Origin of the sequence: Streptomyces sp. NPDC087901 (genome assembly GCF_044742205.1) — a bacterium.
Lineage (GTDB): Bacteria > Actinomycetota > Actinomycetes > Streptomycetales > Streptomycetaceae > Streptomyces.
In genome coordinates, this window is the sequence record NZ_JBIUUC010000001.1 from 1,025,026 (window position 1) to 1,047,542 (window position 22,517).

Sequence of the window (22,517 nt, forward strand, 5' to 3'; positions counted from 1 at the left end):
TCCGCACCACTCATTGAGCCATGAGGATTCTGATTCTTCGGACGGCGGCGCTCACTTCTCCTTCACCGACAGGTGGGGCGGGGTGAGCGCCGCTCCGTACGCGGAGCTCAACCTCGGCGGCGCGGTCGGCGACGATTCCGCCGCCGTTCTCGCCAATCGGGAGCGGGCGGCACGGGCCCGCGGGCTCGATCCGGCGCAGGTCGTCTGGATGAACCAGGTGCACGGGCGGGATGTCGCCGTGGTCGACGCCCCCTGGGGCGAGGCCCGGGAGATCCCCGCCGTGGACGCGGTGGTCACCGCACGACGCGGCCTCCCGCTCGCCGTTCTCACCGCCGACTGCACCCCCGTGCTGCTCGCCGACCCGGTCGCCGGGATCGTCGCAGCAGCACACGCGGGCCGCCCCGGGCTGGTTGCCGGAGTCGTGCCCGCCGCGGTCGGGGCCATGGTCGAACTCGGCGCGGACCCCTCCCGGATCACCGCCCGCACCGGGCCGGCCGTCTGCGGCCGGTGCTACGAGGTGCCGGCCGGAATGCGGGACGAGGTCGCGGCGGTCGTCCCCGCTTCGTGGTCCGAGACCAGCTGGGGCACTCCGGCGGTGGACGTCACCGCCGGAGTCCACGCGCAGTTGGCGGACCTCGGGGTCACCGACCGGCGCATGTCGCCCGTCTGCACCCTCGAATCGGGCGATCACTTCTCGTACCGACGCGACCGCACCACCGGGCGGCTCGCCGGATATGTCTGGTTGGACTGATAGGGCATGACGGACCGTAAGGAACAACTCGCCGCGAATCTGGCACAGGTGGAGGAACGCATTGCCTCCGCCTGTGCCGCCGCCGGTCGCAATCGGGAAGAAGTGACCCTCATCGTGGTCACCAAGACCTACCCCGCGAGCGATGTGCGGATTCTGCATGAACTCGGTGTGCGTCATGTCGCGGAGAATCGTGACCAGGATGCAGCTCCGAAATCCACCGAATGTGCGGATCTGTCCCTCACGTGGCACTTTGTCGGTCAATTGCAGACCAACAAGGTCCGATCCGTGGCGAGTTATGCCGATGTCGTGCAGTCGGTGGATCGTGCGAAGCTCGTGACCGCGCTTTCCGCCGCGGCCGGCCGAGGCGGACGCGAACTCGGCTGTCTCATCCAGGTCGCACTCGACGCGGAGAGCGGCGCTCGCGGTGAGCGTGGCGGTGTCGCGCCCGACGGGATCGAGGAGTTGGCCGACGCGGTCGCATCCGCGCCCTGGCTCCGGCTGGACGGCCTGATGACCGTCGCGCCGCTCGCCGGGCCGTTCGCCGGAAGGCAACGTGCCGCGTTCGACCGGCTGATGGAATTCTCATCCCGGCTGCGCGGGAACCATCCGGCTGCGAACATGGTCTCTGCAGGGATGAGTGCGGACCTCGAGGACGCGGTTGCGGCCGGAGCGACACATGTGCGCGTCGGTACTGCGGTACTCGGAGTCCGACCCGGGCTCGGGTAACGTCGCCAAGCAAGTCGGACCACAGCAGAAAATATGGTCATTACCGCCCATGGCGGGTAGGCCACAGTGGATCGCGGGCACTTGGTGACAGATGCCGATCCACCACAGAGCGGAGGACTCAGAGCATGGCCGGCGCGATGCGCAAGATGGCGGTCTACCTCGGCCTCGTGGAGGACGATGGGTACGACGGTCCGGGGTTCGACCCCGACGACGAATTCGAACCCGAGCCGGAGCCCGAGCGCGACCGGCGTCGGCACCAGCCCGCGCATCAGGTGGAGCGGGAGCGGGACGAACCGGTACGAGTGGTGCAGCCTCCGGCGCAGCGGGAGCCGGTTCAGATTCCGGCGGAGCGAGAGCGACCCGCCCGAATCGCCCCCGTGGCATCCATCACACCTGAACGCCCGAACATGGAGAAGAACGCACCGGTGATCATGCCCAAGGTCGTGTCCGAGCGGGAGCCGTACCGCATCACCACGCTGCACCCCAGGACCTACAACGAGGCCCGTACCATCGGGGAACACTTCCGTGAGGGCACTCCGGTGATCATGAATCTCACGGAGATGGACGATACGGACGCGAAGCGACTTGTCGACTTTGCCGCAGGACTCGTCTTCGGTCTCCATGGCAGCATTGAACGAGTGACGCAGAAGGTGTTCCTGTTGTCGCCTGCTAACGTCGATGTCACGGCGGAGGACAAGGCCCGCATCGCAGAGGGCGGATTCTTCAACCAGAGCTGAGAACACGACACCGGGAACGACCCGGCCGCAAGGCCGGAGCTACGAGAGCCAGGGGAGAGGGAAGCGCGAGGATGGGCGTCGCACAAAGTGTTGTCTACATCGCGTTGATGTGTTTCCTCATCGTGCTGATTTTCCGGCTGGTCATGGACTACGTCTTCCAGTTCGCACGTTCATGGCAGCCGGGCAAGCCGATGGTGGTCGTCCTTGAGGCGACTTACACGGTCACCGATCCACCGCTGAAGCTCCTGCGGCGGTTCATTCCGCCGCTGCGTCTCGGGGGCGTGGCACTCGACCTGTCCTTCTTCGTTCTGATGATCATCGTTTCCATCCTGATCAGCATCGTGACCAGGCTGTGAGCGATACGGTCCTGCCGACTGCCGACGACTACGTAGAGGTGAAGAAGAGATGCCGCTGACCCCCGAGGACGTGCGGAACAAGCAGTTCACGACGGTCCGCCTCCGAGAAGGCTATGACGAGGACGAGGTCGATGCCTTCCTCGACGAGGTCGAGTCCGAGCTGACCCGCCTGCTCCGTGAGAACGAGGACCTGCGCGCCAAGCTGGCCGCCGCCACGCGTGCCGCCGCGCAGAACCAGCAGCAGCAAGGTATGCGCAAGCCGGAGCCGCAGGACCGTCCCGGCGCACCGGTGCCCGCCGCCATATCTGGTCCGCCGGTCCAGCAGCAGCAGCCCCCGCAGATGGGTCCGCCCCAGCTGCCCGGTGGTGCTCCTCAGCTGCCGGCCGGTCCCAGTGGCCACGGCCCCCAGGGTCCGCACGGCCCCGGTCCGCAGGGTCCGCACGGCCCCGGCCCGATGCAGGGCGGTCCCATGGGTGGACCGATGGGTGGCCCCATGGGCGGTCACAACCCGCAGCAGCAGCAGATGCAGCAGATGCAGCAGCAGCAGCCGCAGATGCAGCAGCAGGGCCCCGGTGGCGACAGCGCCGCCCGTGTCCTCTCCCTGGCGCAGCAGACCGCCGACCAGGCGATCGCGGAGGCCCGTTCCGAGGCCAACAAGATCGTCGGTGAGGCGCGCAGCCGTGCCGAGGGCCTGGAGCGCGACGCGCGTGCCAAGGCGGACGCCCTGGAGCGGGACGCGCAGGAGAAGCACCGCGTGGCGATGGGCTCGCTGGAGTCGGCCCGCGCGACGCTGGAGCGCAAGGTCGAGGACCTGCGTGGCTTCGAGCGCGAGTACCGGACCCGTCTGAAGTCCTACCTGGAGAGCCAGCTGCGTCAGCTGGAGACCCAGGCCGACGACTCGCTGGCTCCGCCGCGGACCCCTGCGGCCGCTTCGCTGCCGCCGTCGCCTTCGCTGGCTCCGGCCGGTGCCGGTGCCATGGGTCACACCATGGGCGGCAACCACGGCGGTCACGGCAACCAGCAGATGGGCGGCAACCCGTCCATGGGCGGTGGGCCCTCCTACGGCGGCCAGCAGCAGATGTCGCCGGCGATGACCCAGCCGATGGCACCGGTGCGGCCGCAGGCGCCGCAGCCGATGCAGCAGGCGCCTTCGCCGATGCGCGGGTTCCTGATCGACGAGGACGACAACTGAGCGGTTCGCGCTCGCTGAGCGCGTAGCCGTCGGCAGGCTGAGGGCCGGGCCCCGGGGATTCCCCGGGGCCCGGCCCTTTGCCGTGGGGGTGGGCCGGGGCGTGGGGTCCGCTGCGCGGGGCTTGTTCCCCTGCCCGCCCCTTCCCGTAGCCGGGGGCTCTGCCCCCGGACCCCCGCTCCGCAATCGCCGGAGAGCTTGAGATTCAGCCTCGCCGGCGTTTGAGCCCCGGGTTCGGGAAGGGCGGGCAGGGGAAAACGCCGGAGGCCCGCCCGGACCGTGCGGTCCGGGCGGGCCTCCGGCTGGTTGGGCTAGCGCTCCGTCTTGCGGAGGCGGAACGTCAGGGCCAGGCCCTCGTCCTCGAAGGGCTCCCCGTAGGACGCGTCCGCCTCGCCCTGCGCGTAGTCCAGGGCCAGGACCTCGTCCGCGATGAGCGATGCGTGCTCGGTCAGGGCCTCGGCGGTCGCGGGCGACGTGGACGTCCAGCGGACGGCGATGCGGTCCGCCACGTCCAGCCCGCTGTTCTTGCGTGCCTCCTGGATCAGCCGGATCGCGTCACGGGCCAGGCCCGCACGCCGCAGCTCCGGGGTGATCTCCAGGTCCAGGGCGACCGTGGCGCCGGAGTCGGACGCGACCGACCAGCCCTCGCGCGGGGTCTCCGTGATGATGACCTCGTCCGGGGCCAGCGTGACCTTCTCCCCGTCGACCTCGACCGACGCGGTGCCCTCACGCAGGGCCAGTGAGAGCGCCGCCGCGTCCGCGTCCGCGACAGCCTTCGCGACCGCCTGGACGCCCTTGCCGAACCGCTTGCCCAGGGCCCGGAAGTTCGCCTTCGCCGTCGTGTCGACCAGCGAGCCGCCGACATCGGACAACGAGGCCAGGGAAGAGACGTTCAGTTCCTCCGTGATCTGGCCGTGCAGCTCGGGGGAGAGGGTCTCGAAGCCCGAGGCCGCGACCAGGGCGCGGGAGAGCGGCTGGCGGGTCTTGACGCCCGACTCGGCACGTGTGGCGCGTCCCAGCTCGACCAGGCGGCGAACCAGGGCCATCTGCGTCGAGAGGCCCGGGTCGATCGCCGACAGGTCCGCCTGCGGCCAGGTGGAGAGGTGCACCGAGACGGGGGCGTCCGGCGTGACCGTCGTGACGAGGTCCTGCCAGACCCGCTCGGTGATGAACGGGGTCAGCGGGGCCATCAGCCGGGTGACCGTCTCGACGACGTCGTGCAGGGTGCGCAGCGCCGCCTTGTCGCCCTGCCAGAAGCGGCGGCGGGAGCGGCGCACGTACCAGTTGGACAGGTCGTCGACGAACGCGGACAGCAGCTTGCCGGCGCGCTGGGTGTCGTACCCCTCCAGCGCCTTGGTGACCTGGTCCACCAGAGCGTTCAGCTCGCTGAGCAGCCAGCGGTCCAGGACCGTGCGGTCGGCCGGTGCCGGGTCGGCGGCAGAGGGCGCCCAGTCCGACGTACGGGCGTACAGGGCCTGGAAGGCGACCGTGTTCCAGTACGTGAGGAGCGTCTTGCGGACGACTTCCTGGATCGTGCCGTGGCCGACGCGGCGCGCCGCCCACGGGGAACCGCCCGCCGCCATGAACCAGCGGACCGCGTCGGCGCCGTGCTGGTCCATGAGCGGGATCGGTTCGAGGGTGTTGCCCAGGTGCTTGGACATCTTCCGGCCGTCCTCGGCGAGGATGTGGCCGAGGCACACGACGTTCTCGTAACTGGACTTGTCGAAGACCAGGGTGCCGACCGCCATCAGCGTGTAGAACCACCCGCGCGTCTGGTCGATGGCCTCCGAGATGAACTGCGCCGGGTAGCGGCTCTCGAAGATCTCCTTGTTCTTGTACGGGTAGCCCCACTGCGCGAACGGCATCGAACCCGAGTCGTACCAGGCGTCGATGACCTCGGGGACGCGGTACGCCTCCAGCTGGCAGTTCTCGTGCGAGCAGGTGAACGTGATCTCGTCGATGAACGGCCGGTGCGGGTCCAGGCCGGAGAGATCGGTGCCGGTGAGCTCGGTCAGCTCGGCCCGCGAGCCGATGCAGGTGAGGTGGTCGTCCTCGCAGCGCCAGATCGGCAGCGGGGTGCCCCAGTAGCGGTTCCGGGACAGGGCCCAGTCGACGTTGTTGTTCAGCCAGTCACCGAAACGGCCGTTCTTGACGGAGTCGGGGAACCAGTTGGTCTTCTCGTTCTCCGCGAGGAGCCGGTCCTTGACCGCGGTCGTGCGGATGTACCAGGACGGCTGCGCGTAGTACAGCAGCGCCGTGTGGCAGCGCCAGCAGTGCGGGTAGCTGTGCTCGTACGGGACGTGCCGGAAGAGCTTGCCGCGGGCGGCCAGGTCCTCGGTGAGCGCCTCGTCGGCCTTCTTGAAGAAGACGCCGCCCACCAGCGGCACGTCCTGTTCGAAGGTGCCGTCGGGGCGGACCGGGTTCACGACCGGAAGGCCGTAGGCCTTGCAGACCAGGAGGTCGTCGGCGCCGAAGGCGGGGGACTGGTGGACCAGACCCGTACCGTCCTCGGTCGTCACGTACTCGGCGTTGACGACGTAGTGCGCCTCGGCCGGGAAGTCGACCAGAGCGAACGGGCGCTCGTAGGTCCAGCGCTCCATCTCGCGGCCGGTGAAGGAGTCACCGGTCAGCTCCCAGCCCTCGCCTAGCGCCTTCTCGACGAGCGGCCGGGCGACAACCAGCTTCTCCTCGCCGTTCGTCGCGACGACGTACTCGACCTCGGGGTGCGCGGCGACGGCCGTGTTGGAGACCAGGGTCCAGGGGGTCGTCGTCCAGACCAGGAGGGCCGCCTCGCCGGCCAGCGGGCCGGACGTCAGCGGGAAGCGCACGAAGACCGAGGGGTCGACGACCGTCTCGTACCCCTGGGCCAGCTCGTGGTCGGAGAGGCCGGTGCCGCAGCGGGGGCACCAGGGGGCGACGCGGTGGTCCTGGGTGAGCAGGCCCTTGTTGAAGATCTCCTTCAGGGACCACCACACGGACTCGACGTACTCGGGGTCCATCGTGCGGTACGCGTCGTCGAGGTCGACCCAGTAGCCCATCCGGGTCGTGAGCTCGGTGAACGCGTCGGTGTGCCGGGTGACGGACTCGCGGCACTTGGCGTTGAACTCGGCGATGCCGTACGCCTCGATGTCCTTCTTGCCGTTGAAGCCCAGCTCCTTCTCGACCGCGAGCTCCACCGGCAGACCGTGACAGTCCCAGCCGGCCTTCCGGCCGACGTGGTAGCCCTGCATGGTGCGGAAGCGCGGGAAGACGTCCTTGAAGACGCGGGCCTCGATGTGGTGGGCGCCCGGCATGCCGTTGGCGGTCGGCGGGCCCTCGTAGAAGACCCACTCGGGGCGGCCCTCGGACTGTTCGAGGCTCTGGTCGAAGACCTTGTTCTCGTGCCAGAAGTCGAGCACGGCGTGCTCCAGCGCGGGCAGGTCGACCTGGGCGGGTACCTGGCGGTACTGCGGCGATGTCATGTGCGGGCTTCCTCCGGCGGACGTGTTCCACTTCCGTCGGAGGGACGAGAACCGGTGCCCGGATCCCGCGGTACCACCCTCCTTGGCCCCGGGCGTGCCGCCCGTGGCCCCCTCATTGGGGTGCGATGCCGGTTCTACTTGCTTTGCGCCCGTGGGCGGAGCCCACTGTCCAAAGCTTTCTTCCGGCGGCTCCGGGGTGATCTTCGCGGCGCGCTCGCCCCCGGGCTCCCACCGTCCCCGGGTCGCTCTGGGCTGCGTACGACGCTACTCGTCCCATCCATGCCTCTCGCTGAGGCCAGTGTACGGGCCCCGGGGTGCGGCGGCCGACCGGTTTTCCGACAGCCCCGGTGTGACCCGAATGGCCAGACGGGCGCAACGGGTCCCGGCGCCGCCAGGAGGGCGGCCGGAAGGCGGATTACCGGGCGGGGAGCTGGGCACAACGGTTTCAGGCGTGCGGTGATCCGGACTCGGGGAGGGGCGATGCGGCGGCGTGCCCCGTTGCCGCGGGGCTGGGGTCGACTTATCGTCCCAGCACGACTCGCGAGCAAGATCACAATGCGTGAAGGGGCCGCGGCCATGGTGGCGAAGAAGACCGCCGCAGAGAAGACGGCGTCAGCGACATCCACGGGCGCGGCGGCCGGGGAGACGACAGAAGGGACCGGCCGGGAGAGCACTTCGGACGCGGATACGCACAGCGCGCCGGAGCCCGGGCCGGAGCACGCCTCCGCGCGGACCACCGCGGCGAAGAAGACTGCGAAGAAGGCAGCTGAGAAGACTGCCAAGAAGGTTGTGAAGAAGGCCGTGAAGAAGGCTGCTGAGATGGCGGCCACCGGACCGGCGGCCGAGAAGACCGCGGCCAGGAAGGCGGCGGCGAAGAAGACCGCGGCCGACAAGGCTTCGAAGAAGGCCGCCGAGGCGGCCACGGGGGCGGCCGAGGCCGCCGAGCAGACGGGAGCCCACACGGTGGTAGCCAAGAAGAGCGCGGCCAGGACCCGGACGGCAGGCCGGAGCACGGCACCCGTGCCCCCGGCACGGGCCGCGGCGACGGCCCCCGGCGAGCTGGCCGTACGGCCGGGAGAAGACCCCTGGACGCCGGAGGAGGTCGTGGCCGCGCGCACCGAGCTGACCGGCGAGGTCACACGGCTGCGCAACGAGCTGGAGGCGTCCGGTCTGGCCCTGGCCGGGCTGATGCGGGACTCCGGCGACGGGGCGGGTGACGACGAGGCGGACACCGGCACCAAGAACATCACCCGCGAGCACGAGATGTCGCTCGCCGCCAACGCCCAGGAGATGCTGGAGCAGACCGAACGGGCACTGGCCCGGCTCGACGCGGGCACGTACGGACTCTGCGAGATCTGCGGCAATCCGATCGGCAAGGCACGGATGCAGGCGTTCCCCCGGGCCACCCTCTGCGTCGAGGACAAACAGAAGCAGGAGCGACGCGGCTGATCCCCACCGGTGTGTCGTACCCTCGTCCTCAGTCGGGAACTAGGTTGAGGGACTCACGTGGCAGAGGCGGAGCGCATCATCGGTACGCCGGACATCCCCGAGGCTGAGGGACACGAAGGAGCCGAGCCGGAGCAGGCGGCAGGGAGCGGGTCCCCGGAGGCCGTCGAGCCGGACGGGCAGGACGCGGATTCCGCGGCGGTCGACCGGTCGCCGGCCACGCGCCGGCGCCGGATCATCCTGCTCTTCTGCGTCGCCGTGTTCGCCTACCTCCTGGACCTCGGCAGCAAGATGCTCGTGGTGGCGAAGCTGGAGCACCAGGAGCCCATCGAGATCTTCGGTGACTGGCTCAAGCTCGACGCGATCCGTAACGCGGGCGCCGCGTTCGGTTTCGGTGAGGCCTTCACGATCATCTTCACGATCATCGCGGCGACCGTCATCCTGGTGATCGCCCGCCTCGCGCGCAAGCTCTACAGCCTGCCGTGGGCGATCGCGCTCGGTCTGCTGCTCGGTGGTGCGCTCGGCAACCTCACCGACCGCATCTTCCGCGCGCCCGGTGTCTTCGAGGGCGCGGTGGTCGACTTCATCGCCCCCGCACACTTCGCCGTCTTCAACCTGGCGGACTCCGCCATCGTCTGCGGCGGCATCCTGATCGTGCTGCTCTCCTTCAAGGGCCTGGACCCCGACGGCACCGTGCACAAGGACTAGCACGCGCAAGGCATACTCGACAGGTGAGTACGCATCCCGAGATCCGAACCCTGCCCGTACCCGATGGCCTGGAAGGCGAGCGCGTCGACGCCGCCATCTCCCGCATGTTCGGCTTCTCCCGCACCAAGGCCGCAGAGCTGGCCGCCGCCGGGAAGGTGCAGGTGGACGGTTCGGTGGTCGGGAAGTCCGAGCGGGTGCGGGGCGGCGCCTGGCTGGAAGTGGAGATGCCGCAGGCTCCCGCTCCGGTGCAGATCGTCGCCGAACCCGTCGAGGGCATGGAGATCGTCCACGACGACGACGACATCGTCGTGATCATGAAGCCGGTCGGCGTCGCCGCGCACCCGAGCCCCGGCTGGACCGGCACCACCGTCATCGGCGGCCTCGCCGCTGCCGGCTACCGGATCTCGACCTCGGGCGCCGCCGAGCGTCAGGGCATCGTGCACCGGCTCGACGTGGGCACCTCCGGGCTGATGGTCGTCGCCAAGTCCGAGCGGGCCTACACCCTGCTGAAGGCCCAGTTCCGGGACCGGATCGTCGACAAGAAGTACCACGCGCTGGTCCAGGGCCACCCGGACCCGATGAGCGGCACCATCGACGCCCCCATCGGACGCCACCCCACCCACGACTACAAGTGGGCCGTCGTCGCCGAGGGCAAGCCCTCCGTGACGCACTACGACCTGATCGAGGCGTACCGCGCCGCCAGCCTCCTGGACATCAAGCTGGAGACGGGCCGCACGCACCAGATCCGGGTGCACATGTCCGCCCACCGCCACCCGTGCGTCGGCGACCTGACCTATGGGGCCGACCCGACCATGGCCAAGCGGCTGGGCCTGACCCGGCAGTGGCTCCACGCGGTCAGGCTCGGCTTCGAGCACCCGTCGGACGGCAGCTGGGTGGAGTTCTCCAGCACCTATCCGGACGACCTCCAGCAGGCCCTCGACCGGATCGCGGCAGAGAGCGAATGACCGCCTACAGCACCCGCACGGTCACCGGTGAGCAGGACCGCGCCGCCTGTTTCCAGATCCGCAAGGACGTCTTCGTCGGCGAGCAGAACGTGCCCGAGGAGATCGAGTACGACTCCTACGACGCGGACGCGGTGCACGTCATCGCCGTCGCCGCTGACGGCACGGCGCTCGGCACCGGACGGCTGCTGCACGGCCCGGCCGTGGCGGCGAAGACCGGCGGCGATCCCACCGTCGGTTCGCTCGGGCGGCTCGCCGTGACCAAGGAGGCGCGCGGTCTCGGCGTCGGAGCGGCCCTGGTGCGGGCCATCGAGGACGCCGCCCGCGAACTCGGCCTGTCGGCCGTCGACCTGCACGCCCAGACGCATGCCCTCGGCTTCTACGAGCGGCTCGGATACGCCGCCTACGGCCCCGAGTTCCCGGACGCGGGCATTCCGCACCGGGCGATGCGCCGGGCCGTGGAGGGGTAGGGCCTCTCGTTCGGATCATGCCGGGCCCGCGGGTCCGCGATGGGGGCGTTGTCCGGATCGCGGGGCCCGCATGGCAGGGTTGAACCCGAGGCCGGCCGGTCACCGAGGCCGGTCCGGCGCGCTCCGGAAGGCACCTCGTGGATCAAATGGCCCTGCTGCTCCTGTTGTTGCTCGGAGCCGTGGTCACCGTGCCACTGGGGGACAGGCTCGGGCTTCCCGCGCCGGTGCTGATGACCCTCATGGGCGTCGTGATGGCCTTCCTCAGCTTCGTACCGAACGTGGACATCCCGCCCGAGATCATTCTTCCCGCGCTGCTGCCCCCGTTGCTCTACGCCTCCGTGCAGCGCACCTCCTGGCGGCAGTTCGCCGCCAACAAACGGCCGATCTTCCTGCTGGCCGTGGCACTGGTCTTCCTCACGACGGCGGCCGTCGCCGCGGTGGCCAACGCGGTCGTCCCCGGACTGCCCATCGCAGCGGCCGTCGCACTCGGCGCGCTCGTCGCCCCGCCCGACCCGGTCGCGGCCACCGCCGTGGCCGGATCGGTCGGACTGCCCCGCAGGCTCGTTTCCATCCTGGAGGGCGAGGGACTGTTCAACGACGTGACCGCGATCGTGCTCTACCACGTGGCGATCGCCGCGGCGGTGAGCGGCACCTTCTCGGTGCCCGAGGCGTTCGGACTGCTGGTCCTGTCGGCCGTCGTCGCCGTGGCGGTGGGCGCCGCGCTCGGCTGGCTCACCATCAAACTCATGGGCCTGCTCGGCGACGCCACCCTCCAGGTCGGCCTCTCCCTGCTGGTGCCGTTCGTCAGCTACGTGCTTGCCGAGGAGCTGATGGGCTCCGGTGTGCTCGCCGTCCTGACCACCGCGCTCTTCCTCGCCGAGCACACGGCCGACGCCGATGACGTCCTCGGCCGGCTCACCGGCCGCACCTTCTGGGAGATCGTCGACACCCTCGTCACCGGTGTCGCCTTCGGGCTGATCGGCCTCGAACTGCACAACGTCTTCGGGACCGCCGACGGGCGTGAACTGGAGATGGCCGGCTGGGCGCTGGCCGTCGTCGCCGTCGTCGTCGGCGTACGGCTGCTCTATCTGCTCCCCGCGACCTGGCTGGCCAAACGGCTGCACACCCGCCGCGACGTCAGCGAGGAGATCCCCACCAGCTGGCGGGAGACCGTGATCATGTGGTGGGCCGGGATGCGCGGCGTGGCCTCGGTCGCCCTGGCGCTGGCGATCCCGCTGGAGACGGACGACGGGAAGCCGTTCCCCGGCCGCGACGAGATCGTCTTCATCGCGTTCGCCGTGATCATGGTCACTCTGGTCTTCCAGGGCCTCACGCTTCCCTGGCTGGTGCGCCGGCTGGGGGTCCGGGCGGACACCGATGCCGAGGCCGCGCTGGAGCGGGACCTCGCGATCCGCGCCGCGAAGGCGGCCAAGCAGCGGCTCAAGGAGATCCAGGAGGTGGAGGAGTTCCCCGAGGACCTCGCGGAACGTCTCCAGCGGCTCGCCTACGACGTGGGCGCGCGGATCAGCCCCGACATGGTCGACGACGAGCGGCGCGAGGCCTACGCCCAGCGTGCCGAACGGTTCAAGGCGGTCAACCGCGTTCAGCGCGAGATGATGTCGGCCGCCCGTCACGCGGTGCTCTCCGCGCGCAGCGAGGCCGGAGCGGACCCCGAGGTGGTCGACCGGGTGCTGCGCCAGCTGGACGTACGCAGCCTGCGGTGACCCCCGTTCCGTTCAGCCGCGCCCGGTGCGCGGCGCCCTGCCCCAGCCCCCGGCCTTCTCGTCCGCGCCGTTCACCGTCGGCCACGCGTCACCGGGCGCCGGCGCCGCGGGGGCCGTGGCGATCCTCGGCAGCGCGTACGGATGGTGGTCGCGCAGCCAGCCGATCAGCTGCTCCCGGACCGCGCAGCGCACCGTCCAGATGTCGTCCGCGTCCTTCGCCGTGACCACCGCACGCACCTGGATCGTGGAGGGCGTGGTGTCGGTGACCGCCAGCGACCAGTCCCGGCCGTCCCACGCGGCACACTCGCCCAGGATGTCCCGCAGCTGTTCGCGCATGGCGGCGACCGGTGCCGAGTGATCGAGGTGGAAGAAGACCGAACCGCTCATCTGGACCCCGCCGCGCGACCAGTTCTCGAACGGCTTGCTGGTGAAGTACGAGACCGGCATCGTGATCCGCCGCTCGTCCCAGGTCCGGACCGCGAGGAAGGTCAGCGTGATCTCCTCGACCGTGCCCCACTCACCGTCCACCACCACCGTGTCACCGATCCGCACCATGTCGCCGAAGGCGATCTGAAGGCCCGCGAAGAGATTGCCGAGCGTGGACTGGGCGGCGACACCCGCGACGATGCCGAGGACGCCGGCCGATGCCAGCATCGAGGTGCCGACCGTCTGCATGGCGGGGAACGTCAGCAGCATCGCGGCGACGGCGACGGTCGTCACGATCGCGATGACCACCCGCTGGATCAGCGTCACCTGCGTCCGCACCCGCCGCACCCGTGCCGGGTCCCGGGTGTTCGCCGCGTAGCGCGCGTACACCGAATCCACCACCGCCACCGCGATCCGCACCACCAGCCAGGCCGACGCGCCGATCAGAACCAGCGTCAGCACCTGACCGATGCCCGCCCCGTGGTCCTTCACCAGGTCGAGCCGGGTCTGGGTATAAGTGCCCCGCAGCAGGGCCGTGCACAACGTCAGCTGGAACGGGAGCCGGCAGCGCCGCAGCAGACCCCACAACGGGGTCTCGTGGTGCCGGCCGTCGGCCCGCCTGAGCAGCAGGTCGAGCAGCCAGCCCACCACCAGCGTGATCAGGGCCGCCCCGCCGAGGACGATCAGCGGACGCAGTACGTTCTCCATGTCGTCGCTCTCCATGCTCTCGGCTTGGAGGTCCGGTGAACTGGCACCATGGACCCCATGAACATCATGCTTTTCCACTCGACGTACGGTCTGCGCCCCGCGGTGCACGCGGCCGCCGACCGGCTGCGTGCCGCCGGGCATGAGGTGCACGTTCCCGATCTCTTCGGGGGACACACCTTCGAATCCGTCGAGGAAGGACTGGCCTTCAAGGAGGAGACGGGCAAGGAGGAGCTGCTCAAGCGGGCGGTGCTCGCCGCTGCGCCCTACTCCGACCGCGGGCTGGTGTACGTGGGCTTCTCGCTCGGTGCGTCCGTCGCCCAGACGCTGGCGCTCGGGGACGCGAAGGCGCGCGGGCTGCTGCTCTTCCACGGCACGTCGGACATCGCCGAGAACGCGTCGGTGGACGAGCTGCCCGTGCAGCTGCACGTCGCCGACCCGGACCCGTTCGAGACGCACGACTGGCTGAACTCCTGGTATCTGCAGATGCAGCGGACCGGCGCCGATGTCGAGGTCTACCGGTACCCCGGTGCGGGGCACCTGTTCACCGACGCGGAACTGCCGGACTTCGACCAGGCGTCGGCCGAGCTGGCCTGGAAGGTCGCGATCGGCTTCCTCGCCACGCTGTGAGCACACGAGGGGCCCCGCGCACGGAACGGCGCGGGGCCCCTCGGGCATGAGAGAGCGGATCAGCCGCGGTACGCGGTCCAGCTGTCGCTCATCCGCTGCACCTGGCCCGCGGTGAACTGGTACATGCAGGAGTCGTACGTGTAGTCCATGAAGTTGTGGATCGGGTCGACGCCCGTCTTGTTGGTGCAGGTGTCGCGCCCGGTCGGGCACTCGAAGGCGGCGGACTTCTCCGCGGGGGTGTCGGAGACGTAGTCGCCGTTGCCGTTACAGCCGCCCTGGAACGTGTGGTAGAGCCCCATCCAGTGGCCGACCTCGTGCGTCGCGGTGTCGCCCTCGTCGTAGTTGGTGGCGGAGCCGCCCGGGAGCGAGGTGTCCAGGATCACCACGCCGTCCATGGAGGGGCTGGAGCTGTAGGAGCTCGGGAAGGTCGCCCAGCCGAGCAGTCCGCCGCCGAGGTTGGCGGTGTAGACGTTGAGCGCGTTCTTGCCGCCCTTGCGCAGGGCCGTCTTCATCGCCTTCTCGGCCGACGAGCCCGAGGAGACGTTGTACCAGGTGGCGTTGTCCGTGTAGTCGGTGCCCGCCAGGGAGAACTGGAAGCCGGAGGGGGTGTTGCCGGTGCCCTGGCCGCTGTACGCGGCGTTCAGCACGCTCATCTGGCTGCTGATGGCGCCCGCGGTGAGCTTGCCCGTGCTGCCGGAGTGGATGACGTGGAAGTAGACCGGGACGGTCGCGCCGGCGGCGAGCGTGGAGCCGGTGACCCGGCGCTCGGCGACTCTCTGCTTGAGCTGCTTGTCGATGGCCGCGGCCTGGGCCGTGGTGAGTGCGTTGGGGTCCGCGGCGTGCTGCGGGCCCGTGGGGCGGGACTGGCGGGCGGCGGCGCCGGCCGGGGCGTCGGCGCAGGCCTCGGCCGATGTGGCCGCGGCGGCCCTGCCGGAAGCGGCGGTGGCGCCGGAGGAGACGGAGAGGGGTGCCAGGGCCAGGGTTCCGGCCAGCACGGCGGTGCCGATCGCACGGTGACGCATACGCGGTGATATACGAGCAAGAGTGCGCACAAGGACTCCTCGCGGATGTGTGGGGGAGGGATTTCCTCACCCGCCGCCGGGAGATTACGTGGGCATGTCATGTGTGGGTGAGGATCGATCCGGCCCAATCATTCACGGTGCAAATCGGCGTAACGGGCAGAAAATCTTCCGCCCGCTCCGGAGTTTGAGACACGAACGTCATCTGCCGGGGCGCACTCATGGCCGGTGTGTCCGCATTGGATCCATGGAGGAAGCCGTCCGGCACGGCGTCGTCATCTGCCGTCAACACGGGCCGCAGTGGCCGGATCCTGACGGTCCGCGCGCACGGCGGACGCGAACGGGCAGGTGAACCCGGCGGGTTCACCTGCCCGTTCGTCCGGGGCCGGGCGGATCAGCCCTTCAGCGCGGCGGTGATCGCGGTGTTGAAGTCCGCCACCGTCATCGGGGCGTTCTTGTTGTCCGAACCGGTCAGCGTCTTGCCGTCCATCTTCAGCGTCGGAGTGCCCTCGACGCCGCTCTTGTCGAAGGCGGCGGACATCTTCATGGCCCAGGCGTCGTACGTGCCGTCCTTGACGTTCTTCTGGAAGGCGTCATTGCCCTTCAGCGCGTCCACCGTGTCGGCGACCTTGATCAGGTACGAGTCGTCCTTGAACTTGTCGTCCGTCTCCTCCGGGTGGTACTTCGCGGAGTAGAGCGCGTACTTGTAGTCGAGGAAGGCCTCGGGGCTCACGTTCAGCGCGGCGCCCAGGGCGCTCAGCGCGTTCTTCGAGCCCTCGCCGCCGTTGCTGTCGAGGAACGTGGCGCCGATGTACTTGATCTTGTACTTGCCCGCGTCGACGTCCTTGTGGACGGTCTCACCGACGGTCTGCTCGAAATTGGCGCAGACCGGGCAGCGGGAGTCCTCGTACAGCTCCAGGGTCTTCTTGGCGGTCGACTTGCCGACCACGACGGTCGTGCCGTCCTTGCCCGAGGTGTTCTTCGGTGCGGTGACGCTCTTCGCGTCCGTCGCCGCGTCCCAGTGGTCCGGCTTGTTCAGCTGCATCACGCCGTAGGCGCCGCCGCCGATGATCGCGAGGGCGGCGACGACCGAGACGCCGACGACGACCTGCCGGCGGGTGCGGTCCTTCTTGGCCTGGCGCTCGCGCTCCTCACGCAGCCGCTCGCGGGCGGCGGACTTGTTGGCCTGGCTGTTGCGCTTGCTCATGGTCGGTTCTCCGTGGGGTGCGTGGTCGTACGTCATCAGGGACTTGCGTGCTCAGGCGGTGGCGCAGGCCGAGCGCGGCGGTCCCCTCCGTCCCACGGAGTGCACCAGGAAGCGGCTGTGGACGAGCAGGTGCGGGCCGGGGCCGGCCGTACGGACCTTCGGGAGTACGGAGCGGCGGACAGCCCCCGCCACGGCCACCGCGATCAGCAGCGGCCGGAAGGCCAGCAGGGCGAACGTGCCCAGCAGCCCGGCGAGCGCCAGCTCGCCGCGGTGCAGCCAGGCCGCGGCGAGCAGCCCGACCGTCACATGCGCGGCGAGCAGCAGCCACGGCACCAGGGGGCCGGGCGAGGCCAGCAGTGCGGCCGCGCCGTGACCGCCCGCGGTCACCGAGGTCAGGGGAGTGCCCACCTGGCCGACGCTGCCGAGCCCCGCCGCGCCCGTCCCGACGTCACCGCCGCCGCACAGCACGTCGACGCCGACCGACCGCAGCGGTCCCGCGATCGGGCCGCCCGCCGCGCCGTAACAGAGGTGCTGGCCGGTGGTGAAGACGGTGTCCACGGCCAGTTCCAGCGGCACCAGCAGCCCGGCGATGGCCCCGAAGCCGCGCTCCCGGCCGGCCAGCGCGTAGGCCATGACGAAGACTGCGCCGGCCAGCACGGCGACGAGGGTCATCGGCAGCGGGACCCGGGAGAGCAGCACGTGGGAGGCGGCGGAGAGCGTCACGACGAGCGCTGTGAAAAGCGCCGCGCGTACGACTCTGAGCTGCGTCCCGGAGATGTCCATTGTCAGGGAGTGTCGCATGCGAACCTGTATGCGACACCTAAAGGTCCCGGGCAGGGTGGGAAGGCCCACAGGTCCTTGCGAGCTGCTTACAGCCCGGGGATGCGGCCGTTGCGGAACAGGTCCACGAAGATCTGGTGGTCCGCGCGCGCCCGGGCCCCGTAGCTGTGGGCGAAGTCCACCAGCAGGTCCCCGAAGCCCTCCTCGTCGGCCGCGATCGCCGCGTCGATCGCCCGCTCGGTGGAGAACGGCACCAGCGAGTGGCCGCTCTCGTCGTCCGCCGCGGAGTGCATCGTCGCCGTCGCCCGGCCGAGGTCGGCGACGACGGCCGCGATCTCCTCGGGCTCGTCGATGTCGGACCAGTCCAGGTCGACCGCGTACGGCGAGACCTCGGCGACCAGCTGACCGGACCCGTCCAGCTCGGTCCAGCCCAGCCACGGGTCGGCGTGCGCCTGCAGGGCACGCTGCGAGATCACCGTGCGGTGCCCCTCGTGCTGGAAGTAGCCCCGCACCGCCGCGTCCGTGATGTGCCGGGAGACGGCAGGGGTCTGCGCCTGCTTGAGATAGATCACGACATCGTTCTCCAGGGCGTCGCTGTTGCCCTCCAGGAGGATGTTGTACGAGGGCAGCCCGGCTGATCCGATGCCGATGCCGCGACGGCCGACGACATCCTTGACCCGGTAGGAGTCCGGGCGGGTCAGGCTCGACTCCGGCAGCGTCTCCAGATAGCCGTCGAACGCCGCGAGGACCTTGTAGCGCGTCGCCGCGTCCAGGTCGATCGAGCCGCCGCCCTCCGCGAACCTGCGCTCGAAGTCACGGATCTCGGTCATCGAGTCCAGCAACGAGAACCGGGTCAGGGAGCGGGCGTCCCGCAGGGCGCCCAGGAGCGGCCCCTCGGCGGTGTCGAGTGTGAACGGCGGCACCTCGTCGTTCTTCGCGCCCGTCGCCAGCGCGTGGATCCGCTCGCGGTAGGCCGCCGCGTAGACCCGGACGAGCTCGCTGATCTGGTCGTCGCTCAGCGCCTTCGCGTAACCGATCAGGGCGACGGAGGCGGCGAAGCGCTTGAGGTCCCAGGTGAAGGGGCCCACATAGGCTTCGTCGAAGTCGTTCACGTTGAAGACCAGGCGGCCGTTGGCGTCCATGTACGTGCCGAAATTCTCCGCGTGCAGATCGCCGTGGATCCACACCCGGCCGGTGCGCTCGTCGAGGTACGGGCCGCCGTGCCGCTCCCGCTCCAGGTCGTTGTAGAAGAGACACGCCGTGCCCCGGTAGAAGGCGAAGGACGAGCCCGCCATCTTGCGGAACTTCACCCGGAAGGCTGCCGGATCGGCGGCCAGCAGCTCACCGAAAGCGGTGTCGAAGACCTCGAGGATCTGCTCCCCGCGCTGCGCTGCGCCGGTCTGCGTTTCCGACATCTCTGGGTGCCTCCTGGTACCTGGCCTGCATGACGACGTACATGACAAAAGGGACGGGTGTTCCCGCCCTTCCAACGCGCGACCGTATCGCGGAGTGCCCGTCGCTTGTCACCGCGGAGACGTAGACTTCCACGCTGTCCCCCGAGACACCCCCAGCCCCGCCACCCTCACTCCACCGGAGGCACAGCGCCGTGACCAAGCCGCCCTTCACGCACCTTCACGTCCACACCCAGTACTCGCTGCTGGACGGTGCCGCGCGGCTCAAGGACATGTTCGAGGCCTGCAACGAGATGGGCATGTCCCATATCGCGATGACGGACCACGGCAACCTGCACGGGGCGTACGACTTCTTCCATTCGGCCGTCAAGGCGAATGTGACGCCGATCATCGGTATCGAGGCGTACGTCGCTCCGGAGTCGCGCAAGCACAAGCGGAAGATCCAGTGGGGCCAGCCGCACCAGAAGCGCGACGACGTCTCCGGTTCGGGTGGTTACACGCACAAGACGATCTGGGCGTCGAACGCCAAGGGGCTGCACAACCTCTTCAAGCTGTCCTCGGACGCCTACGCCGAGGGCTGGCTGCAGAAGTGGCCGCGCATGGACAGGGAGACCATCTCCCAGTGGTCCGAGGGCCTGATCGCCTCCACCGGCTGTCCCTCGGGCGAGGTGCAGACGCGGCTGCGGCTCGGGCAGTTCGACGAGGCGGTCCAGGCGGCCTCCGACTACAAGGACATCTTCGGCGAGGGCAAGTACTTCCTGGAGCTGATGGACCACGGCATCGAGATCGAGCGCCGGGTCCGTGACGGGCTCCTCGAAATCGGCAAGAAACTGAACATCCCGCCGCTCGTGACGAACGACTCGCACTACACCTACGCCAGCGAGGCGACCGCACACGACGCACTGCTCTGCATCCAGACCGGCAAGAACCTCTCCGACCCGGACCGCTTCCGCTTCGACGGCACCGGCTACTACCTCAAGACAACGGACGAGATGTACGGCGTCGACTCCTCGGACGCCTGGCAGGAGGGCTGCGCCAACACCCTGCTGGTGGCGCAGCAGATCGACACCACCGGGATGTTCGAGAAGCGCGACCTGATGCCGAAGTTCGACATCCCGGACGGCTACACGGAGATCACCTGGTTCCAGGAGGAGGTCCGCGTCGGGATGGACCGCCGCTTCCCGGGCGGGGTCCCCGAGGACCGGCAGAAGCAGGTCGAGTACGAGATGGACATCATCATCCAGATGGGGTTCCCGGGATACTTCCTGGTCGTCGCCGACTTCATCATGTGGGCCAAGAACAACGGCATCGCGGTCGGCCCCGGCCGAGGCTCTGCCGCCGGCTCGATCGTCTCGTACGCGATGGGCATCACCGACCTCGACCCGATCGAGCACGGACTGATCTTCGAGCGGTTCCTCAACCCCGAGCGCGTCTCCATGCCCGACGTCGACATCGACTTCGACGAGCGCAGGCGCGTCGAGGTGATCCGGTACGTGACCGAGAAGTACGGCGCCGACAAGGTCGCCATGATCGGTACCTACGGCAAGATCAAGGCCAAGAACGCGATCAAGGACTCGGCCCGTGTCCTCGGCTACCCCTACGCGATGGGCGACCGGCTCACCAAGGCCATGCCCGCCGACGTCCTCGGCAAGGGCATCGACCTCAACGGCATCACCGACCCCAAGCACCCGCGCTACAGCGAGGCCGGCGAGATCCGGGGGATGTACGAGAACGAGCCGGACGTCCAGAAGGTCATCGACACCGCGAAGGGCGTCGAGGGCCTGGTCCGGCAGATGGGCGTGCACGCCGCTGGCGTCATCATGTCCAGCGAACCGATCGTCGACCACGCCCCGGTCTGGGTGCGGCACTCGGACGGCGTCACCATCACGCAGTGGGACTACCCGCAGTGCGAGTCGCTCGGCCTGCTGAAGATGGACTTCCTGGGGCTGCGCAACCTGACGATCATGGACGACGCCATCAAGATGGTGAAGTCCAACAAGGGCGTCGACCTGGAGATGCTGGCGCTGCCGCTGGACGACCCCAAGACGTACGAGCTGCTCTGCCGCGGTGACACGCTCGGGGTGTTCCAGTTCGACGGCGGGCCGATGCGTTCGCTGCTGCGCCAGATGCAGCCCGACAACTTCGAGGACATCTCCGCCGTCTCGGCCCTGTACCGGCCGGGCCCGATGGGCATGAACTCGCACACGAACTACGCCGAGCGCAAGAACGCCCGCCAGGAGATCACTCCGATCCACCCGGAGCTGGAGGAGCCGCTCAAGGAGGTCCTCGGCCTCACCTACGGCCTGATCGTGTACCAGGAGCAGGTGCAGAAGGCCGCCCAGATCGTCGCCGGGTACTCGCTCGGCGAGGCCGACATCCTGCGCCGCGTAATGGGCAAGAAGAAGGCCGACGAGCTGGCGAAGAACTTCGTCCTCTTCGAGGCCGGTGCCAAGAAGAACGGCTTCTCCGACGCCGCGATCAAGGCGCTGTGGGACGTGCTGGTCCCGTTCGCCGGATACGCCTTCAACAAGGCGCACTCCTCCGCGTACGGCCTGGTCACCTACTGGACCGGATACCTCAAGGCCAACTACCCCGCCGAGTACATGGCGGCGCTGCTCACCTCGGTCAAGGACGACAAGGACAAGTCGGCGGTCTACCTCAACGAGTGCCGTCGCATGGGCATCAAGGTGCTCCCGCCGAACGTCAACGAGTCCGAGTCGAACTTCGCCGCACAGGGTGACGACGTCATCCTCTTCGGGTTGACGGCCATCCGTAACGTCGGCCAGAACGTCGTCGACTCGATCATCCGGTGCCGCAAGGCGAAGGGGAAGTACAGCACCTTCCCCGACTTCCTCGACAAGGTCGAGGCGGTCGTCTGCAACAAGCGGACCGTGGAATCGCTCATCAAGGCCGGGGCCTTCGACGAGATGGGCCACACCCGCAAGGGCCTCGTCGCCCACCACGAGCCCATGATCGACAACGTGGTGCAGGTCAAGCGCAAGGAGGCCGAGGGGCAGTTCGACCTCTTCGGCGGCGGTGAGGAGGACAGCGACGAGCCGGGCTTCGGGCTCGACGTGGAGTTCTCCGACATCGAGTGGGAGAAGTCCTACCTGCTGGCCCAGGAGCGCGAGATGCTCGGGCTGTACGTCTCCGACCACCCGCTGTTCGGCATCGAGCACGTGCTGAGCGACAAGGCCGACGCCGCGATCTCGCAGCTCATGGGCGGCGAGCACAGCGACGGCGCGATCGTCACCGTGGGCGGCATCATCTCCGGCCTCCAGCGCAAGATGACCAAGCAGGGCAACGCCTGGGCCATCGCCACCGTCGAGGACCTGGCCGGCTCCATCGAGTGCATGTTCTTCCCGGCCACCTACCAGCTGGTCTCCACCCAGCTCGTCGAGGACACCGTCGTCTTCGTGAAGGGACGGCTCGACAAGCGGGAGGACGTACCCCGGCTCGTCGCCATGGAGATGCAGGTCCCCGACATCTCGAACGCGGGCACCAACGCCCCCGTGATCCTGACCATCCCCACGGTCAAGATCACCCCACCCATGGTCAGCCGGCTCGGTGAGGTGCTCAGCAGCCACCGCGGCGACACCGAGGTACGGATCAGACTCCAGGGCCCCCGCAAGACCACGGTGCTCCGGCTCGACCGGCACCGGGTGAAGGCCGACCCAGCGCTCTTCGGGGACCTGAAGGTGCTGCTCGGCCCGTCCTGCCTGGCCGGCTGAGCAGTCGTCCGCACACGCACGAGAGGGGCGCCCCGCGAAAGCGGGTGCGCCCCTCTCGGCTACCGGCCTGTGGCCGT

18 protein-coding genes are annotated in these 22,517 nt (G+C 69.3%); 12 read left to right on the forward strand and 6 right to left on the reverse strand.

Annotated elements, in window-relative coordinates; genetic code table 11:
- Window positions 1–13: 13 nt before the first annotated feature.
- From pgeF to ACIOEW_RS04570, 5 genes are all read left to right on the forward strand, one after another.
- Window positions 14–751 (forward strand): peptidoglycan editing factor PgeF, encoded by a 738-nt coding sequence (pgeF, locus tag ACIOEW_RS04550; RefSeq protein WP_362555191.1) that lies wholly within the window; start codon window positions 14–16, stop codon window positions 749–751.
- Between the two features lie 6 nt (window positions 752–757).
- A complete protein-coding gene (locus ACIOEW_RS04555) occupies window positions 758–1,477 on the forward strand; it encodes a YggS family pyridoxal phosphate-dependent enzyme (RefSeq protein WP_401961196.1) in 720 nt (239 codons plus the stop codon).
- A gap of 125 nt (window positions 1,478–1,602) precedes the next feature.
- Window positions 1,603–2,214, forward strand: a complete 612-nt coding sequence (locus ACIOEW_RS04560) for a cell division protein SepF (protein WP_136328319.1) — start codon at window positions 1,603–1,605, stop codon at window positions 2,212–2,214.
- A 71-nt stretch (window positions 2,215–2,285) separates the two neighbouring features.
- Window positions 2,286–2,570, forward strand: coding sequence for a YggT family protein (locus tag ACIOEW_RS04565; protein WP_136328318.1), 285 nt, complete (start codon window positions 2,286–2,288; stop codon window positions 2,568–2,570).
- A gap of 49 nt (window positions 2,571–2,619) precedes the next feature.
- A complete protein-coding gene (locus ACIOEW_RS04570) occupies window positions 2,620–3,762 on the forward strand; it encodes a DivIVA domain-containing protein (RefSeq protein ID WP_362555195.1) in 1,143 nt (380 codons plus the stop codon).
- A gap of 308 nt (window positions 3,763–4,070) precedes the next feature.
- Here ACIOEW_RS04570 and ileS read toward each other — a convergent pair whose 3' ends face one another.
- Window positions 4,071–7,220 (reverse strand): isoleucine--tRNA ligase, encoded by a 3,150-nt coding sequence (ileS, locus tag ACIOEW_RS04575; protein WP_401961201.1) that lies wholly within the window; start codon window positions 7,218–7,220, stop codon window positions 4,071–4,073.
- A 576-nt stretch (window positions 7,221–7,796) separates the two neighbouring features.
- Between ileS and ACIOEW_RS04580 the strand changes: the two genes are divergently transcribed.
- The 5 genes from ACIOEW_RS04580 (at window position 7,797) to ACIOEW_RS04600 (ending at window position 12,530) form a co-directional block, all read left to right on the forward strand.
- Window positions 7,797–8,669 carry a TraR/DksA family transcriptional regulator gene (locus tag ACIOEW_RS04580; RefSeq protein WP_401961203.1) on the forward strand — a complete coding sequence of 291 codons (873 nt, stop codon included), beginning with the start codon at window positions 7,797–7,799 and terminating at the stop codon, window positions 8,667–8,669.
- A 57-nt stretch (window positions 8,670–8,726) separates the two neighbouring features.
- Window positions 8,727–9,374: a signal peptidase II gene (gene lspA / locus ACIOEW_RS04585; protein ID WP_401961206.1), complete on the forward strand. Its 648-nt coding sequence runs from the start codon at window positions 8,727–8,729 to the stop codon at window positions 9,372–9,374.
- Between the two features lie 23 nt (window positions 9,375–9,397).
- Window positions 9,398–10,339 (forward strand): RluA family pseudouridine synthase, encoded by a 942-nt coding sequence (locus tag ACIOEW_RS04590; RefSeq protein WP_350988531.1) that lies wholly within the window; start codon window positions 9,398–9,400, stop codon window positions 10,337–10,339.
- Window positions 10,336–10,806, forward strand: coding sequence for a GNAT family N-acetyltransferase (locus ACIOEW_RS04595; protein WP_401961209.1), 471 nt, complete (start codon window positions 10,336–10,338; stop codon window positions 10,804–10,806). Before ACIOEW_RS04590 ends, ACIOEW_RS04595 begins: the two co-directional genes overlap by 4 nt.
- Window positions 10,807–10,943: 137 nt before the next feature.
- Window positions 10,944–12,530 carry a Na+/H+ antiporter gene (locus tag ACIOEW_RS04600; protein WP_350988535.1) on the forward strand — a complete coding sequence of 529 codons (1,587 nt, stop codon included), beginning with the start codon at window positions 10,944–10,946 and terminating at the stop codon, window positions 12,528–12,530.
- A 12-nt stretch (window positions 12,531–12,542) separates the two neighbouring features.
- Here the strand turns inward: ACIOEW_RS04600 and ACIOEW_RS04605 are convergent, their stop codons facing one another.
- A complete protein-coding gene (locus tag ACIOEW_RS04605) occupies window positions 12,543–13,664 on the reverse strand; it encodes a mechanosensitive ion channel family protein (RefSeq protein ID WP_401961212.1) in 1,122 nt (373 codons plus the stop codon).
- Window positions 13,665–13,712: 48 nt separating this feature from the next.
- On the opposite strand from ACIOEW_RS04605, the gene ACIOEW_RS04610 reads away from it, so the two are divergent.
- Window positions 13,713–14,291 carry a dienelactone hydrolase family protein gene (locus tag ACIOEW_RS04610; RefSeq protein WP_362557096.1) on the forward strand — a complete coding sequence of 193 codons (579 nt, stop codon included), beginning with the start codon at window positions 13,713–13,715 and terminating at the stop codon, window positions 14,289–14,291.
- Window positions 14,292–14,350: 59 nt separating this feature from the next.
- Here the strand turns inward: ACIOEW_RS04610 and ACIOEW_RS04615 are convergent, their stop codons facing one another.
- From ACIOEW_RS04615 to ACIOEW_RS04630, 4 genes are all read right to left on the reverse strand, one after another.
- Window positions 14,351–15,313, reverse strand: coding sequence for a zinc metalloprotease (locus ACIOEW_RS04615; protein WP_362557098.1), 963 nt, complete (start codon window positions 15,311–15,313; stop codon window positions 14,351–14,353).
- A gap of 391 nt (window positions 15,314–15,704) precedes the next feature.
- On the reverse strand, window positions 15,705–16,517 hold the full coding sequence (locus tag ACIOEW_RS04620) for a DsbA family protein (protein WP_362557100.1): 813 nt from the start codon (window positions 16,515–16,517) through the stop codon (window positions 15,705–15,707).
- Between the two features lie 51 nt (window positions 16,518–16,568).
- On the reverse strand, window positions 16,569–17,300 hold the full coding sequence (locus tag ACIOEW_RS04625) for a hypothetical protein (protein WP_401961552.1): 732 nt from the start codon (window positions 17,298–17,300) through the stop codon (window positions 16,569–16,571).
- An 86-nt stretch (window positions 17,301–17,386) separates the two neighbouring features.
- On the reverse strand, window positions 17,387–18,712 hold the full coding sequence (locus ACIOEW_RS04630; RefSeq protein WP_362557102.1) for a DUF2252 domain-containing protein: 1,326 nt from the start codon (window positions 18,710–18,712) through the stop codon (window positions 17,387–17,389).
- A gap of 191 nt (window positions 18,713–18,903) precedes the next feature.
- On the opposite strand from ACIOEW_RS04630, the gene dnaE reads away from it, so the two are divergent.
- A complete protein-coding gene (gene dnaE / locus ACIOEW_RS04635; protein ID WP_362557103.1) occupies window positions 18,904–22,440 on the forward strand; it encodes a DNA polymerase III subunit alpha in 3,537 nt (1,178 codons plus the stop codon).
- Window positions 22,441–22,517 lie beyond the last annotated feature (77 nt).